The sequence below is a fragment of the Paenibacillus sp. TY11 genome (assembly GCF_059772165.1).
The window spans coordinates 103,052-119,233 of sequence record NZ_JCBAIQ010000018.1 but is presented as its reverse complement, the minus strand read 5'-3'; the positions used below and the strand labels follow the sequence as shown (position 1 = coordinate 119,233).

Annotated in this window: 18 protein-coding genes and 2 pseudogenes; 18 read left to right on the top strand and 2 right to left on the bottom strand. The window is 45.3% G+C overall.

Annotated elements, in window-relative coordinates; translation table 11 throughout:
* Positions 1–198: 198 nt before the first annotated feature.
* The 8 genes and pseudogenes from AC6EJC_RS19515 to AC6EJC_RS19480 all read left to right on the top strand — a co-directional run bounded on the left by AC6EJC_RS19515 (position 199) and on the right by AC6EJC_RS19480 (position 4,498).
* A complete protein-coding gene (locus AC6EJC_RS19515) occupies positions 199–504 on the top strand; it encodes a PadR family transcriptional regulator (RefSeq protein WP_444955410.1) in 306 nt (101 codons plus the stop codon).
* Positions 504–851, top strand: a complete 348-nt coding sequence (locus tag AC6EJC_RS19510) for a DUF1048 domain-containing protein (protein ID WP_444955386.1) — start codon at positions 504–506, stop codon at positions 849–851. The genes AC6EJC_RS19515 and AC6EJC_RS19510 overlap by 1 nt, the downstream gene beginning before the upstream one ends.
* Positions 852–863: 12 nt before the next feature.
* Positions 864–1,202, top strand: a complete 339-nt coding sequence (locus AC6EJC_RS19505; RefSeq protein WP_444955385.1) for a DUF1048 domain-containing protein — start codon at positions 864–866, stop codon at positions 1,200–1,202.
* Between the two features lie 33 nt (positions 1,203–1,235).
* A pseudogene (locus tag AC6EJC_RS19500) lies at positions 1,236–1,596 on the top strand (ATP-binding cassette domain-containing protein); the annotation flags it as partial.
* Between the two features lie 234 nt (positions 1,597–1,830).
* A complete protein-coding gene (locus AC6EJC_RS19495) occupies positions 1,831–2,265 on the top strand; it encodes an Rrf2 family transcriptional regulator (RefSeq protein WP_342428041.1) in 435 nt (144 codons plus the stop codon).
* A gap of 85 nt (positions 2,266–2,350) precedes the next feature.
* Positions 2,351–3,232, top strand: a complete 882-nt coding sequence (locus AC6EJC_RS19490; RefSeq protein WP_444955384.1) for an alpha/beta hydrolase fold domain-containing protein — start codon at positions 2,351–2,353, stop codon at positions 3,230–3,232.
* A 136-nt stretch (positions 3,233–3,368) separates the two neighbouring features.
* Positions 3,369–3,731: an NUDIX hydrolase gene (locus tag AC6EJC_RS19485; protein ID WP_444955383.1), complete on the top strand. Its 363-nt coding sequence runs from the start codon at positions 3,369–3,371 to the stop codon at positions 3,729–3,731.
* A gap of 353 nt (positions 3,732–4,084) precedes the next feature.
* A complete protein-coding gene (locus AC6EJC_RS19480; protein ID WP_444955382.1) occupies positions 4,085–4,498 on the top strand; it encodes a hypothetical protein in 414 nt (137 codons plus the stop codon).
* Between the two features lie 42 nt (positions 4,499–4,540).
* Here the strand turns inward: AC6EJC_RS19480 and AC6EJC_RS19475 are convergent, their stop codons facing one another.
* A complete protein-coding gene (locus tag AC6EJC_RS19475; protein ID WP_444955381.1) occupies positions 4,541–5,176 on the bottom strand; it encodes a DUF3238 domain-containing protein in 636 nt (211 codons plus the stop codon).
* Between the two features lie 158 nt (positions 5,177–5,334).
* Between AC6EJC_RS19475 and AC6EJC_RS19470 the strand changes: the two are divergent.
* The 4 genes and pseudogenes from AC6EJC_RS19470 (at position 5,335) to AC6EJC_RS19455 (ending at position 9,518) form a co-directional block, all read left to right on the top strand.
* A pseudogene (locus tag AC6EJC_RS19470) lies at positions 5,335–6,305 on the top strand (TraB/GumN family protein).
* 223 nt (positions 6,306–6,528) lie between these two features.
* Entirely contained in the window at positions 6,529–8,034 is a 1,506-nt protein-coding gene (locus tag AC6EJC_RS19465) for an alpha/beta hydrolase family protein (protein ID WP_444955380.1), read from the top strand.
* Positions 8,035–8,285: 251 nt separating this feature from the next.
* The gene (locus AC6EJC_RS19460; RefSeq protein WP_444955379.1) at positions 8,286–8,966 is read left to right on the top strand and encodes a tyrosine-type recombinase/integrase; all 681 of its coding nucleotides are present in this window, start codon (positions 8,286–8,288) and stop codon (positions 8,964–8,966) included.
* 171 nt (positions 8,967–9,137) lie between these two features.
* Positions 9,138–9,518 (top strand): winged helix-turn-helix transcriptional regulator, encoded by a 381-nt coding sequence (locus AC6EJC_RS19455; RefSeq protein WP_444955378.1) that lies wholly within the window; start codon positions 9,138–9,140, stop codon positions 9,516–9,518.
* A gap of 45 nt (positions 9,519–9,563) precedes the next feature.
* On the opposite strand, the gene AC6EJC_RS19450 is transcribed toward AC6EJC_RS19455, so the two are convergent.
* Positions 9,564–10,634 carry an SDR family oxidoreductase gene (locus AC6EJC_RS19450; protein WP_444955377.1) on the bottom strand — a complete coding sequence of 357 codons (1,071 nt, stop codon included), beginning with the start codon at positions 10,632–10,634 and terminating at the stop codon, positions 9,564–9,566.
* 459 nt (positions 10,635–11,093) lie between these two features.
* Between AC6EJC_RS19450 and AC6EJC_RS19445 the strand changes: the two genes are divergently transcribed.
* The 6 genes from AC6EJC_RS19445 (at position 11,094) to AC6EJC_RS19420 (ending at position 16,129) form a co-directional block, all read left to right on the top strand.
* On the top strand, positions 11,094–11,771 hold the full coding sequence (locus tag AC6EJC_RS19445; protein ID WP_444955376.1) for a TetR/AcrR family transcriptional regulator: 678 nt from the start codon (positions 11,094–11,096) through the stop codon (positions 11,769–11,771).
* Positions 11,772–11,875: 104 nt separating this feature from the next.
* Positions 11,876–12,733: a substrate-binding periplasmic protein gene (locus AC6EJC_RS19440; protein ID WP_444955375.1), complete on the top strand. Its 858-nt coding sequence runs from the start codon at positions 11,876–11,878 to the stop codon at positions 12,731–12,733.
* An 85-nt stretch (positions 12,734–12,818) separates the two neighbouring features.
* Positions 12,819–13,466 (top strand): amino acid ABC transporter permease, encoded by a 648-nt coding sequence (locus AC6EJC_RS19435; protein ID WP_013308808.1) that lies wholly within the window; start codon positions 12,819–12,821, stop codon positions 13,464–13,466.
* A gap of 14 nt (positions 13,467–13,480) precedes the next feature.
* On the top strand, positions 13,481–14,230 hold the full coding sequence (locus AC6EJC_RS19430; RefSeq protein WP_444955374.1) for an amino acid ABC transporter ATP-binding protein: 750 nt from the start codon (positions 13,481–13,483) through the stop codon (positions 14,228–14,230).
* 54 nt (positions 14,231–14,284) lie between these two features.
* The gene (locus tag AC6EJC_RS19425) at positions 14,285–14,710 is read left to right on the top strand and encodes an OsmC family protein (protein ID WP_444955373.1); all 426 of its coding nucleotides are present in this window, start codon (positions 14,285–14,287) and stop codon (positions 14,708–14,710) included.
* Between the two features lie 180 nt (positions 14,711–14,890).
* The gene (locus AC6EJC_RS19420) at positions 14,891–16,129 is read left to right on the top strand and encodes a serine hydrolase (RefSeq protein ID WP_444955372.1); all 1,239 of its coding nucleotides are present in this window, start codon (positions 14,891–14,893) and stop codon (positions 16,127–16,129) included.
* Positions 16,130–16,182 lie beyond the last annotated feature (53 nt).

Below are 16,182 nucleotides of genomic sequence, written 5' to 3'. Positions count from 1 at the left end.
CAGTAGGGCAGTTCATGAGGGGCTGCTTTTTTTTTCATTGAAGTAACGGACAGGATAGTTGAAAATGTAAAATCCGTGTCAGAGATAACGCTATTGACAATTCATCTACTGCGTGATACTTTATAGCGGTAGTAAGTAACACTTCATACCGGTTATACAGAATAGTAAGGAGTGATTGTGCTGGAAAACCTAACGGAAATGCTCAAAGGCGTGCTTGAGGGCTGTGTCCTTGAAATTATAAGCCGCAAAGAAGCCTACGGCTACGAAATCACGCGGCGGCTGAACGCCCTCGGCTTCAAAGATGTTGTGGAGGGAACGGTGTACACCATCCTGATCCGGCTTGAAAAAAACAAGTTGGTGGAGATCACCAAGAAGCCCTCCGAAATGGGACCGCCGCGAAAGTTTTTCGCGATCAACGACGCGGGGCGCGAGGAACTGCGGAAGTTCTGGGGAAAATGGGAGTTCGTAGCATCAAAAATTAACGAGTTAAAGGAGAAAAAATAATGAATTTTTGGGAAAAACTCACCGGCAGCGACATGACTAAAAAATTCAAAACTTTTGAATCGCGAGTCAAAAAGCTGCCGGCTGATTATCAAGCGGCATGGGAAAAAATTAATGCCAATCTCTGGCCGCACTCAGATTTCACCGGTCGCAACCTCATGCCAATTCTTGACGGTGTGCTTGGCCTGCTAGAAGAAACGGCGGCGGACGGACAGAGTGTCCAAGAGGTTTTGGGTGACGATATCAAAGGCTTTTGTTCAGCGCTGGCCGGCGAAGAAGGGGCAAAGTCTTTTCGCGACAAGTGGCGCGAGCAACTCAACAATAATATCGCTAAAAAATTAGGTAAATAGGAGGAGGATAAAATGAGAATACGAGATATCATCGAAGGCAAAAAAGAGTGGCGAGCGCACGTGGTGCGTCTCAAAGCGCTCCCGCAAGATTACCAGATTGTTTATAAAGAGATTCAAAAATATCTCTTTAAGGTCGGCCCTGTTGAGCTAACCGACGGGACGGGTTTGCTCGCGGGGATTATCGATCTTTTTGAAGAGGGCGCGGCCTTGGGGAAAGGCGTGCTCGAAGTGACGGGCAGTGACGTAGCGGCTTTCTGCGACGATCTAATCAAAGATTCAAAAACTTACGCTGACATCTATCAAGAATCTGTTGACCAAGCCATGAAAAAGGTTACGGATAAAACAAAGTAAAAGGGGGATATCGGGATGGAAAAAGCAATTTAAGTGAAAGGTCTGCGAAAGTCTTTCAAAGACACAGAAGTCCTAAGGGCGTCGATTTTGAAGTGAAGCGAGGTGAGATTTTCGCCCTGCTTGGCTCCAACAGCGCGGGCAAGACGACGATTGTCAGAATCCTCACCACGCTGCCAAATAGGACGAGGCACCGCCACCGTAAGCGGATTTGACGTCGCATTAAAACCCGAGAATGTGCGGCATGCGATCAGTCTGACCGGGCATTTTGCCGCCGTAGACGAGATATTGCACCGGGTGCGAAAATCTGATAATGATTGCCAAGCTGCGGCATCTGGATCATCCGCGTCAAGTTGCGGACGATTTGCTGAAACCTTTCGGCTTAACTGACGGGAGCGGACTGCCACGGGTGGTCTGTTCTCTTTTTTATTGAAGTAAGCGTCAAATCGTGGATGCCGTTAAGCTAAAGAGAAACGTTAGCTCAATAAAACGGCGGCAGTGGATACCGCTGTTTCTGTTTTCTGGCGAAGTTTTCAGCCCTCAACCATAGAGGAAGATTAACTCAAACACAGTTAAGATATTGACAACTACCTATAGTTGTAAGTAAAATTATTACAACGGGAGGGTGTAAATGAGAATCAGTAGCAAATTTAGCGTTGCTGTACATATGCTGACACTTATTAATGTTCGTACTGACCAGCTTACATCAGAACAAATAGCAGATAGCGTGAACATTAATCCGGTCATTATTCGTCAGATCAGCAGCTTACTGAAAAGAGCTGGATTAATTGAGGTGAAACGCGGGATAGGTGGCGCGTCCTTACTAAAAGAGCCAGCAGACATATCATTATACGATATTTTTATTGCTGTCGATGTTGTCCATGATGATGGTCTCTTTCATACTCATGAAAATCCTAATCCAATTTGCTGGGTGGGCTCGAATATTAATGAGATTCTTGGGCTCTTCCTGCTAAAGGCACAACATGCAATGGAAGAGATACTTCGCGATGTGTCATTAGAAGAAATTACGGAGCTTATCAAGCAAAAAAAACATGCTTCTTCTTAGGGGAAGCATAATTTTTTTCACTAGTTGTAATAAAATTCATTACAACAAACTGACCCTCCCGAAAAAACGATAAGGAGTGTTAAAGATGGGACAAAACTTTGAGGAAGAGATTAAAGAGCTACACTGGGAATCCGATAGGAACTCATACGTTCAACTAATTCCTAATATTGTTTATTTAGAAAAAGAGGAGTATTCTTTAAAACTAAATCTACTGGTTTACCGTGATCCAATGGATGCATTATTTAACCGTGACGGCAATAAAGAAGTTTATCCACTGATTATTTATTTACAAGGTTGCGGATGGGGCTGGAGTGAGCAGGATACGTTTCAGTTTATCCCGCAATTATCGGAATTTTCCAAGGATGGTTACGTCGTCGCAAGCATTCAATATCGCCTAAGCTCACAAGACATATTCCCCGCGCAGCTTGAAGATGTAAAATCTGCTATACGTTATTTAAGAACCCATGCGTCCCAATTCAATATCGATCCGAAAAGAGTAGGTATATGGGGGGACTCATCTGGTGCCCATTTAGCCTTACTGGCTGGGCTTGAGGCGATGGGAAGCTTAGACGATCAGGTTAATATTCAAGCCGTTGTTGATTGGTTTGGCCCGACTGATCTACTTTCTATGAGCCAGTACCCTTCTGTATTTGACCACGATTCTCCACATTCGCCAGAGTCTAAATTAGTAGGGGGAGCTATCCAGGAGAATAAAGAAAAGGCTAGAAGCGCAAGCCCTATCCGTTACATTCACCCCTCTGCACCACCCACTCTAATCATGCATGGCGATGCAGATGACGTTGTCCCCTATGAGCAGAGCGTCGAAATGTTTAAGGCCCTGCGCAGGGCTGGAAACTACGCGGAAATGTATAAAGTTAAGGGTGCAGGACACATTGGCTTCACACAGCCGCAAACGATGGAGGTTGTTAAATCATTTTTTAAAAAGCATCTTAAGTCATTAAGCTAACGGGGAACGATAGCTCAATAAAACAAAGAAGGCAGCCGACCAATGTGATCGGTTGCCTTTGTTCAACTAACGGGCAGGATAGTTTAGGAATCATGTGGAATAAATATACAACTTTACCGAATTAGGAGGCCGTGAAGTGGCGTTTCCGACACATATTGTATCGGCAGGTGGAATTGTAGAAGATGGAAATGGAAATATCCTATTAGTAAAAGCCCATGACGATGGTTGGGTGTATCCTGGTGGCATAACTGAAGTTGGAGAAAATCTGATTGATGGCGTGATTCGTGAAATCAAAGAGGAAAGTGGAATAGACGCCACGGTTAACCATTTAATTAGTGTTGTTTCGAATACAGTGATACATAAGTGGGATGACGGTGTGACCGATGTTCCTACGAAGGTCATGTTTGATTTCGTGTGCAAAGCTGTGGATGGAGAGTTAGCTACTTCTGATGAAACGAGCGAATCTAGGTGGGTTCCAAGGAAAATGTTCTGGATTTGATTACATTACCCGCCATCCGCATGCGTTATGAAGCTTATTTGAACTTCAACGGCTCTGTGAATTATATAGAGTACGTCACTGGCATAATGTCAGAATGTAATGTCAAGCTTCAAAGGCGTGTTTAATTGTACGAGGGCTTTTAAAAATCTTTGCACTAACGTTTCGTCATGATGGCACTGTCAATTATTAAGTGCTCAATGCTTTGACATGATGCCCAACAATGCAATTAGCCTGGCTTGTAAAGAGCTCTTTGAAAAGTTGAAGATTAAAATTGCTTATATGTGGTAACTTTTTTTCAATTTTTTACGTCTTATGTAATGAGTACAAAACTGATCTTGATTGAGGTGAGCCACTTGAACAAAATTACAAAGTATATCCTAGCAGCAATTGGCATCATTTTGGCCTATGCCGTTGGAGCATGGCTTTATCAAAAAGGAAGTCAAATTTTATTCAATCAAACAATTCATGAAAGCGAATATAGAGGGATCGTCATCACATCATTCCTCCTCTATTTGTTTATTATGGTACCAGCGATCTTTTTAGGCGCTTATGCCATCAACCGAGCAACAATTAACGTTGCATTGAAATGGCTCCTTACTATCATTGTATCCATTCTTGTGGGTCTTTTCTTTCCCTTCTTAGCATCTGGAGGACAAATAACATCCCCAGAAGGAAAGTTATTGTTATGCTTTTTTATCCCACCGGCGTTTATCTTAGGAATCATTTATAATTTGCTATTTTCGAAAAAAATACAACAGACTCAGTAAACGTAACAGAAGGCCCTACAAAGACGTAGGGCCTCTTTATTATTACAGAATTTTTCGAGACGTGGATACACCTGTGACATCCATTGGTGGTAACAAAGCCATTGACGTTTTGCCATGATCCCGAGGGTCGAAGAGATAAATATTTTGATAACCACCAGAGTTCGCTTGTGCGTACACTTCATAGGCCGGGAAGCCATCATGACTACCCTGTATGGAAATGGTCCCGTTTTTATAAACAAAGAGGGTAAATTCATAATCAATATTGCCGTTGAAGATATCCGGACTTGGAATGAATGGATTGCCCACACTGCATTTGCAAAGGAATTTCATATAGTCACTGCTGCTTCCCGTTAAGCTTGCAGCTGTGCGAGTAATGGTCAAACCACTATCCGATGCTTTGGCGGTTGATGTTTCTGTCTTCGCGGTCGTATTATTCAAGTAGTAAGCTGTGGTCGTGCCGACATTGCGATAGGATCCCCAGCTCCCTCCTGTATTCGTGAATTCAACATTAATTTGCTGTGCAGTACGAAAGTTTTCAGTGTTTGCAGTATTTTTGTCAAATCCCCGGTTATCACCTTTGAAAGATACAAAGTAGGTTGGTGCAGCGTATTGTACCGGGGACGGCACTTTGTCATGAGGGATAAAGGTTACCAGTCGGATATTAAAGTTAATTGCCATAATTAAAAACTCCTTCTTTATTTGTATTTTGAAAAATACGAGGGGTAATATGAGAGATCTGAGTACCCCATCTCAAATCTTTCATTCTCGCCTTTCACTTATATAGGAGTTTAAGAAGACTAAAATACAACCATACCTGAATATTTTCGAAGAAAATAATGACCCCTGAAGCCTTAAGCATTCAGGGGTCAGAGCGGCAAAACGATTACTCTCAAAGCAAGCTCAAACAAATCAATGGCGTAACCTATGCGCCGATCCGTATCGTCGGGGATGCCATCGGATATGAGGTTCGCTGGGATGCGAAAACGCGGACGGTCATTTTGCTCTCCAAAACCGGGGAAAGCAGCGCCCCGACCACTGCCAACGCTGAGGGTGGGCGCGGCTTCATGTGGGGAGTCGAAAGCAACGGCAATACGGTATACCTGGTAGGTTCCATGCACATTGCGGATGACAGCTTCTATCCGTTGCGCAGGGAGTTCGAAGAGGCATTTGCCGAGGCGGACTATCTCGGCGTAGAGATCGATATCAGCAAGTCTGCGGATGAAGCTCAGCAGAAGATGATCATGGACATGGGCATGTATCAGGACGGCACAACGCTGAAGGATCATGTATCCAGCGAGACGTATGCCAAGTGCGGCAAAATATTGAAGCAAGCCGGTTTGGAGCCAAACGCCCTGGACGCATTCAAGCCGTGGGTAGTCGAAACGACGATCAGCAGCCTAAAATCAGCCAAGGCTGAATACGAGGCGTCGGCGGGAGTCGATCTGTATTCATCCAGAAGGCAATTGAGCGCAAAATTCCGGTCATTGAGCTGGAATCCTACGAATCCCAACTCGGTATGTTCGATGACTTTTCCAAAGAGCTGCAAGAGAAAACCCTGAATGCAACGCTGGACAACTTTGACGTGCTCGACCAGACGGTGGACCAAATGGCTGAAATGTGGAAAACGGGCAATGACGAGCAGTTGCTGGAGCTGACGAACAGCTTCTCCGATGATGAGGAATACAATAAAGCGTGTGACTTATCCCATAAAGGGATCAGTTATTTACCCATAAGTGTGGCGTATATTGCCCAAATTAAGGTGTATTCACGATTTCTTCAACGCAACTGGAAGCATAGTTTGCTGTGAGTCCCCAATAGAACGCTGAATGATAACTCAAGTAGTCAGTCGGCTAATTAGTCGGCTGTCTTTTCGTTAAGCTAACAGGCAGTTTACAGTAACGTAACGGATACATTTTGGATCTTGAAACCGTCTTTATACTGAAGTAGCGAAAGGAGGGAGGGGCTTAGGCTAGCCTGGCAGGTAAGATTGTAACGAACGAAAATGGAAACTTTTTGAAAGGAGACTTGAGGTGAGATTGTTTGAACTGTTGCTTTTATTGTCAAACATCGGCTTGTTTGCATTAACAGTCGTATTAAAAAACGGACGGCGTAGAATTCCAGTATTCGTTGCAAGCGGAGCCGCCACGCTGTTACTGCTCATTCATTGGACCGTGGAAGGATACAGAGTTCAGCTATTTTTCCCCTATTGCTTGACGATCCTTTTTTTAGCTGTGACAGGTTATCGCTATTTTAAAAAAAACGGTCAAATGAGAATCCCCCGATTCCTGGTGGGTTCAGCTTATACCGCTATCGCGATCATGCTGGTCGGAACAGCGGGTCTCATGTATGCTTTCCCCGTATTTAAACTACCTGAACCGACAGGCGAATTTAAGGTGGGAACGCAAACTTTTCATTTCGTGGATACAAACAGGAAAGAGATTTTCGACGAAACTAGAGATGGTAAGAGAGAATTGATGGTTCAGGTATGGTATCCGGCTCAAGCTGGCATCGGTAAGTACGCTCCCTTAGTGCCCGATCCCCAGATTTTACGTTATATGGCCGCGGACTATGGCCTTCCCGGGTTTACTTTTCAACACCTGAAGTACGTATTCAGTCATGCTTATTCAGGGGACGAAGTCTCTTCGGCACAGACTTCATACCCGCTGATCCTGGCGAATCCCGGCAACGGTTCTTCCAGGTTTCTCCACACGTCGCATGCCGAAAATCTCGCGAGTCACGGATATATTGTGGCCGTGATCGACCACACCTACAATACATTTGCAACCGAGTTTCCGGACGGGCGAATCACGACCAGCACAACGAACGACTTATTCTCGCCCGACCAGGATTACCGGACGAGTAGAGGAATTCGCGACAAGTTGGGAAAAGTTCTAACCGAAGATGTGGCGTTCGTGCTGGACCAATTCGAGCTCATCCAATCGGGGAAGATTCCAAGTCATCTCAAAGGGAGGATGGATCTCGGTCATGTCGGGGTGTTCGGCCATTCCATCGGCGGAGCGACGGCCTATGACGCTTCTTACGATCCGCGCATCGCGGTTGGAGTCGACCTTGATGGAGGGCTTTATCGACTGCGTGACCGAGAGGGTCTGCGAAAGCCGTTTTTGTTCATCAACTCGGAAAGCTATTTCGAACAATTAAAAAGGGTGATGGATAACCGGGTATACACGGATGCAGAGCTTATCCGTATGGGCTCAACAAGAGAGTGGGAAGATCAAGTAACGGAAGATAAAAAGTTGGAGCTTGAACGGATGCGCGAAACGGTCGACGAAGGGGGACAAGTTCTCTATATCGAAAATACAGAGCATTTGAATTTTGCCGACGTCCAGTTCGTTTCTCCGATTTTCAACATGCTGGGCATTACAGGAAAGATTGCGCCCGAAAGAGCGAACTCCGTTATCAATGCCTACATATTGGATTTTTTCGATATGTATCTGAAAAATCAAGGCGGAATCTTAATGAAAGGACCGGATAGCCGCTTTCCGGAGGTGAAATTCGTAATCTTATCATTGCGCTAACGGGACACGCTAGTTCAATACAACATGCAGATTAAAACCTCCCCTTGGAAGCAAACTAGATTTAATAGCTTCTAAAGGGAGGTTTTGTTTATGAACTTAAGTGAGTTATGGAGGTTGTATGAAGCTGACAAACGTATTCAAGGGTTCAGTCCAAAAACATTAAAAGCATACTCGCTTCAGCAAAAATGTTGATGTTGGAGCTAGGCGACCTGGCTATAACGGAAGTAACGTTAACAATGCTGAAGGAATACTTGGCAAAACAAGCAGACCGATTAAAGCCAAGCAGCCTAGGCCATCGAATTCAGTTTGTTCGCTCTCTTTTCCGTTACGCTTATGAAGAGACGTATCTGACTTCGAATCCCTCTCTGAAATTAAGAGAACCAAAATTAGATAAGCGTATCCCTAAGTTCTTAATTAAGGAAGATGTTATACACTTGAAGATCTCATGCCAGTCACTCAGGGAAAGAGCGTTGCTTGAGTTTCTCTACTGTACCGGCTGCCGTGTCGGGGAGGTGGAGAAGATCAACATCGAGGATCTGAACTGGGAGAACTGCTCAGCGATCGTTAATGGCAAGGGATCGAAGCAGAGAGAAGTTTACTTTACGACAGAGTGCAAGGTATGGTTAAAGAAGTATCTGGCCAGCCGTGAGGACTCCTGTAAAGCCTTATTTGTAACCGTTACCCATCCAACAAAACGAATGGCCATACCTACGATTAGATGGGCATTAAAACGGCTTGCAGAGCGGGGAGAGATTGAAGCGAATGTATACCCACATCGCTTTCGACATACCTATGCATGCCAACTCCTTGATAACGGCGCCCCTCTAGATTTCATCCAAGGTATGCTGGGTCATGAGAAAGCATCCACCACGCAAATCTACGCGCAGCTCCGCGGCGAGCGCCGGAGAGAACTTTATAGACGATTTTTTTAGTGCTTATTGGCGGCGGATATCTTTTTTTTAATCCGCCGCTGTTCAACTAAAGGGCAGGATAGCGTAATATTTTGGTTGTAGTTATAATGTTTAATAGGGATATTTAATGGCTCCAATTCATCAGGAGTTACCAATGACCTGTATCGAAATATTCGAAAAGGGGCAAGTTGTGTGAAAAAGACTGAAAAAATTTACAACACTGCAGTTGAGGCAACTTTAGAGGTGATTGGTGGGAAATGGAAACCTGTTATTCTCTTTCATTTGACATTCGGTAAGAAACGTAATAATGAATTTAAGAGCTTGATTCCCGCAATTACTCAAAAGATGTTAACGCAGCACCTTCGGGAGCTTGAAGAAGAGGGCGTCATCTTACGTATTTCCTATAATCAGGTACCACCTAGAGTTGAGTATGAGTTGACAGACTACGGCTGGAGTCTAAAGGAACTCCTACATCTGATGTGCCGTTGGGGGGATTCGCATATAGAGAGAAAGTACGAGGGAAAGGCTACTGTTCTGGCTAATCCAATGATTACAGACGTAAATAACAGTTAGAAACCGACCCAGTACAAGGTCGGATTTCTTATTTTATACGGTAGTTTACGGGATGACTTTACGCTTGCGGAAGTCGTTGAAGATGTTCATAAACATTGCTTCGGTATCGACAAATTCGTGAAAGCCTAAACGACGAGCCTTAGTTCCGTCGGCAAAAAAATCGTAATCCCATGCAAACACGAAATCGCCGAATAGCCAAGAGGATACGTCTTTATAGGAATTCCGAGCAAGCCCATGCTTCTCAACCATTTTGTTCCAAAGCTGCTCCTTGTCCTCCATGACAACGTCCAGAGACATCTGTAACGGAGGCGCTGTTTCCATACCAAAGTATTGAGCGATCTTCGGCCATAACTCATTCCAACGGAACAGATCGCCGTTCGTAATGTTGAATGCCTGATTCGCACAGCGCTCGTCGGTCGCCGCCCATACTGTTGCCTTTGCGAGAAGCCCAGCGTCTGTCATCTCCAAGAGGCTGTTGTAAGCTCCCGACTTACCTGGAAACCGCAAAGGTATTCCAAGTTCCTTCGAAATTGAAGCGTAAATCGCTATGACCATTGCGAGGTTCATCGGATTTCCAAGTGAGAAGCCGCAGACTACAGAAGGACGGAGTGCAGACCAAGTCCAAGCCTTACCTTTTTGCCGTTGTTCTAAGAAATCTTGCTGATCAATATTGAACTCAGGAGGCATGTGGTTAGCGTCCGTCTCACGAGCAGGAGTTTTGAACGGGCCGAGATGTGCGCCGTATACCTTGTATCCCTGCATCAGACTGACATGTTTCAAGCCTGACGCGATTGGTTCGATCACTTCTACGATGTTCACTAACATGGCGAGGTTCGGTGGAACAAGTTCAGCCCAAGTTTGACGGTCTTGGTAAGCAGCATAAAAAATGTGTGTTACCCCAGTTAAATCGCTTAACTTCTCGTGAAGATCGTCTATATTGAGTAGATCCGCAGCCACATATCGAACATGGTTGCTAGATTCTCCACCGCGACGCGATACGCCGATCACGTCCCAATCAGGAAGAGAGATGAGGTAATCAATGAGGTTGCGACCGATAACACCATTCGCACCTACGACCAAGGCGACTTTGCGTGTTGTTGTAGATTCATTATTCATAGTGTTTCAGCTCCTTCTGTACTATTCTTTGTACAACATTATTTTGCATCAACTAACCATACATAGGAAGTACGCACTATAAAGTGACATAAGCACTTTAAAGTAATCGAGGTATATTCAGACGAAAAGAAGTCAGTCAACTCTCTCTTTGCTTTCTTAATCACTTATGGTAGATGGGTATACTCGGCGCTAGCTTTCAAAGGTAGTTTAAGTTAACGGGACACGTTAGTTTAATAAAACAGCGGTAGTCTAAGACTGCCGCTGTCTTTTTGTTGGCGCCAGTCTAATACTTATTTTATGGGATCTGTCGGTTTTTAAAATTCAAAAGCCGCTTGGAGCAGCAAATCTAGTCTAATACTTTATTTTCTTCTGACACTTTTTTCTTTGACAAAAGTATACTTATCCTATAGGATTAAAAATACAAAACTGACTGACTGATCAATCGGGAGGAGGAAACCCATGCAGCCACGTAAGGCGAAGCAGTCCGAGACCGTCTCGAATGACCAACCTACTGATCACGCGGGAGAAGAAACAGACCGCAGAACGCAGCTTCTTCACATTGCGTTGAAGCGGTTCGCCGAGCAGGGTTACCATCAAACGAAGATTTCAGATATCGTGGTGGAGGCGGGAGTAGCCCAAGGCACGTTTTATTGGCATTTTAAAAGCAAAGAGGCACTGGCGCTGGAGATTATCGCTACAGGCCGTGAACAACTACTGTCAGCGATCGGACAGGGATATCGTCGTGATGCGGGAACGCTGGCTGATATGGTTAAGGCTTCGGAAGCGCTATTTGTTCGGTTATTTGATTTTGCATTGGAGAACCGCTATCTGATGGGTTTGCTGCTGATCGGCAGTGGTGTCGATGAACCGGTGCGCCAGAGTATCCGAGAGACAAGGACCGCGATGGAGCTGGCATTCCGGCGCAATATGGAGAGAGCGATCGAGCTGAACATGCTGCCTGCCGAATTGGATGTCGAATTAAGGGCAGCACTGCTCATGAGCATGATCGAAGGTGTCATTATACGCTGGCTATTTGGTTCCGAGGGAACACATGACCACATCACGCAGATAACCGCTAAAAGATTGGCAGCAGAGGCGGCTAATTTTGAATTTTACGGACTATTAGGTCAAGGCTAGGCGCGCGATCAACATCGCATGAACAGGCAGTAGACGGGCTAATAATAGAGCCAAATCACATATATGAACTCAATCATTTACATCCAGACAGGAGAGAACGATACATGAAAACACGTAAAAAAGGGTTCTTGGGAACTACACTAATGGCTCTGACATTGTTCAGCCTTGTGCTGAGCGCTTGCGGTACTAAGCCAGAAGCTTCTAATACTAGCAATGGAGCGGGTAGCAGTAATGTGGCAGCGAGTAACCAGCTCGAAGCCATCAAGAAGGCTGGTGTAATTAAGGTAGGCATGATGGGCACCTATCCACCGTACAATTTTTTGAACGATAACAAGGAATTGGACGGATATGATGTGGATATCGCCAAAGAATTAGCGAAGCGGATTGGAGTGAAACCGGAGTTTACGGCACAAGAATTCTCGGGATTGGTTCCAAGTTTGCAAAAGAAAAAATTCGATGCAGTGATTAGTCAGGTGACGATTACAGAGGATCGTAAGAAGGCTATTGACTTCACAGAGCCTTATATCACAAACAATGTAAACATTATCGTAAACAGCAAAACAAATGGTATTACCAAGCTGGAGGACTTTAAAGGCAAAACCATTGGTGTCGGCTTGGGAACGAATGATGAATCTTATCTGCGGAATGAAGTACTGCCGAAGGTAGGCGATTTTGAGATTAAAACGTATGATGATGTCATTACTTCATTGAAGGATTTGAACTCTGGTCGCATTGACGCAACTATCAACAATCTGTATGCCCTCAAGCCCATTATCGACAAAAACGGGTTCCAGATTAAAGCCGTAGGCGAGCCGATTAAATCCGATCAAGCAGGTGTAGCCATTAACAAAAATACTCCTGAACTTAAAGAAGCCCTGAACAAGGCTCTGAAAGAAATGAAGGAAGACGGCACATACAAAACGATTTTCAAAAAATGGTTTGGCGAGGAGCCAAAAGAATAACGTAAGCCTGTTACAGGCGTCTGGCTCCGGTCTTGGCTTTTATGCTGACATGGGGCCAGTCGTCTGAAAGAAGGGAATATAACCGATGCTTGAATTAATGTGGGAGAACGTCCCTTTTTTATTGAAGGGCGCTTATTATACGCTGTATATTACGATTGTTTCTATGTTTTTTGGCCTAATCATTGGTTTGGTTGTTGCTGTTGCCCGGTTGAAGGGGAACCGACCTGTGCGGTGGCTGGCGCGCATGTATGTATCTATCATTCGGGGGACGCCCGTTTTGGTACAGATTGCAGTCATTTATTATGGGCTGGATGATTATGGGATATCGTTCGGATCGCTGACGGCTGCTTGTCTTGCACTCAGTATTAACACAGGGGCGTACTTATCGGAGACGTTCCGTGGAGCAATTTTAGCTGTACCACAGGGACAAACCGAGGCAGCTTATGCCACGGGAATGTCGCCCGGTCAAACGATGTGGCGTATCATTCTTCCGCAGGCGGTACGCATCGCGATTGCACCGATGGGGAATACGTTTGTTGGTATGCTTAAAGAAACATCGCTTGTGTCGGTTATCGGGGTCAGTGAATTGATGCGACAGGCACAGCTTTTACAGGCGCAGTATCTGCTCTACATGCCGTTTCTGCTCGAAATTGGCCTGATGTACTGGATTATGAGCATTGGATTCTCCGCTATACTGGAGCGGGTGGAAAAGCGTCTGGCTCGAGCTTATTAAGGTGGAGATGATAGATGATGATAACAACAAACGGATTAGGTAAACGATTCGGACAGGTAGAGGTTCTGAAAAGCATTGATTTTCAGGTTGCCGCTCGTGAAATCGTCGTATTGCTCGGCCCGAGCGGCTCGGGTAAAAGTACCTTGCTGCGCTGCCTGAACGGTCTGGAAGAGCTGTCTTCCGGCAAGTTTGAGGTGAATGGGATTGAGGTCGATGCTACGGCTCCCCTTCGTGTCCGCCAAGCAGGCATTCGTGATATTCGCAAGCAGACGGGGATGGTGTTCCAGCAATTCAATCTGTATCCGCACAAAACTGCAATCGGCAATGTCATTGAAGGACTGCTGACGGTAAAAAAAATGCCACGCGACAAGGCTATGTCCATCGGACAGCAGTTGCTGGAGCGTGTGGGGTTATCGGACAAGCAGGATGTACATCCGTCGCGTCTGTCCGGTGGACAGCAGCAACGAGTTGCCATTGCGCGTGCGCTGGCGATGGACCCGGCGATCATGCTGTTCGACGAGCCGACATCAGCGCTTGATCCCGAGCTGGTCGGGGAAGTGCTGGGTGTTATGCGAGAGTTGGCTCAAGACGGAATGACAATGGTCGTCGTTACTCATGAGATGAAATTTGCCCGCGAGGTGGCGGACAAGGTTGTATTTATGGCAGACGGTATCATTTTGGAGGAGGCAGCGCCACAGGCGTTTTTCGACGCTCCCCAGCATGAGAGAATACAGAAATTTTTGCGTCAAATCAGTGAATTTTAAAGTAAGATCGAGGATAAATCATAGATTATTAAGATGGAAAGAAGGACTTTGAACATGAAAGTATCTACAACTTGGCACGGAAAACGCGCGTTTACTTCGGAGGGACCATCCGGTTATTCCGTTGGGATGGATGCTACGGCGGCTTATGGCGGTGATGGTAAAGGTATGACACCAATGGAACTGCTGTTGGCAGGTCTGGCGGGATGTATTGGTATTGATATTACGATGATTTTGGATCGTTTCTTGTCGGACATTACTCGAATTGATATTGATGCAGAAGGTACGCGCAAGGAAGAAATGCCAACGGGCTTTACAGCGATTGATCTGAAGTTCCATGTAGATGGAGATATTCCGGATTACCGCGTGTGGAAGGCGATTCAGATGGGCAAGGAAAAGTATTGTGCAGTATCCGACTCCTTAAAAGCGGAGATTCGGATGCATCTCATTTTGAATGGAACAGAAGTACCACAACCAGCATAAATGCGGCAGTTTAGTAAAGGGAGTCAGCTTGTGTCATACACAGGGGACTCTTTTTTTCTTTTATTTGAAAATGTGACGCGAAATGAAACTTTTGCACTTCATTTTCGTGTAGAATAGAAACTAAGATATAAAAATGGAAAAGTAAACCTTTTTATGCAGTACTATGGTAGGAGGATTATAGTGAAACGAAAGCGGTTTATTATGATAGCAGCCAGCTCGGCTGTGGTACTCATCGTAATGGGCTTGGCGGTTGGATTATTATCTTTCAAGCTGGACCAAGCGGCTAATCTACTTGATACCGTCCAGCCCACAACTGCGATTTCGACTGAGGCTAAGGATGAAACGATGGAGCAGGATACTGCTCGACGTCTATTGCATTTTGTGGAGGAGCATCCAGAGAAAGCTTCGATTACGATTTTGAGAGATGGAGAAAAGCTGGCAGGCCAAGAGGAAAACCGAATGATGCCTTTGGCAAGTACAGTCAAAACGGTCATTGCGGTCGAATATGTCAAGCAAGCGGCGACGGGTAAGATTAATCCGGACGAGAGGGTCAAGTTGACTTCGCTGAAAAGATTCTATTTACCCCGATTGGACGGTGGCGCGCATCCGGCATGGCTACAGGATATGGAGGCCAAAGGGAGGATAAAGAATGAAACTGTATCTGTACGTGACGTCGTCAAGGGGATGATTCAATTTAGCTCCAACGCGAATACGGAATATTTAATGGACAAACTGGGTTTGGAAGCGATTAATCGGACGAGAGCCAACCTTGGTTTGCAAAATCATGATCCCATCTATCCGTTTGTATCCTCCCTTTTGATTCCCTATGAACGGATGAAGGAGAGCCAGGCAAAGATTTGGAATGATGCAAAGAACAGCAATTCTGCCAAAGAAGCCATCCAGGCGATGTCTGACGCTGAATTTCGTCGATATACCCGGATCATTCACAATAAGCTACGCCGTGATATTAGTGGCTCTTACAAGAATAGCGCTGCTATTACGACATGGTATGACCAGGAATATGACCGTATGAATACGGATCGTTTTATCGCCTCAACGACAGCCGAATATGTTTCCTTAATGAGTAAATTAAACCGTCGCCAAGGGTTCACAAAAGCGGAGCAAAGGTTATTGTCCGAGATCATGGAGAAGCAACTTATGGATCATCCTGAAAACCGGAAATGGCTGAAACATATTGGGCAAAAAGGTGGATCCACCGCTTATGTTTTAACGCTGGCAATGTATGCGACAGATAAGGAAGGGCATTCGACGGAGCTGGCCGTGTTTTTTGACGACTTGGACCCTATCGCAAGTGCCACCTTGCCCAACATGATAAATGATTTTAAAGAGCGGTTGCTGCATGATGAATCGTTCAGAAAAGAAATTAATCAGCATATCGGTGTACAGGTGGGGAGGTAACGCAGCTAAACGCTACGGTATAGTGCAGCGTTAGCTGCGAAGCGCAACTCCCT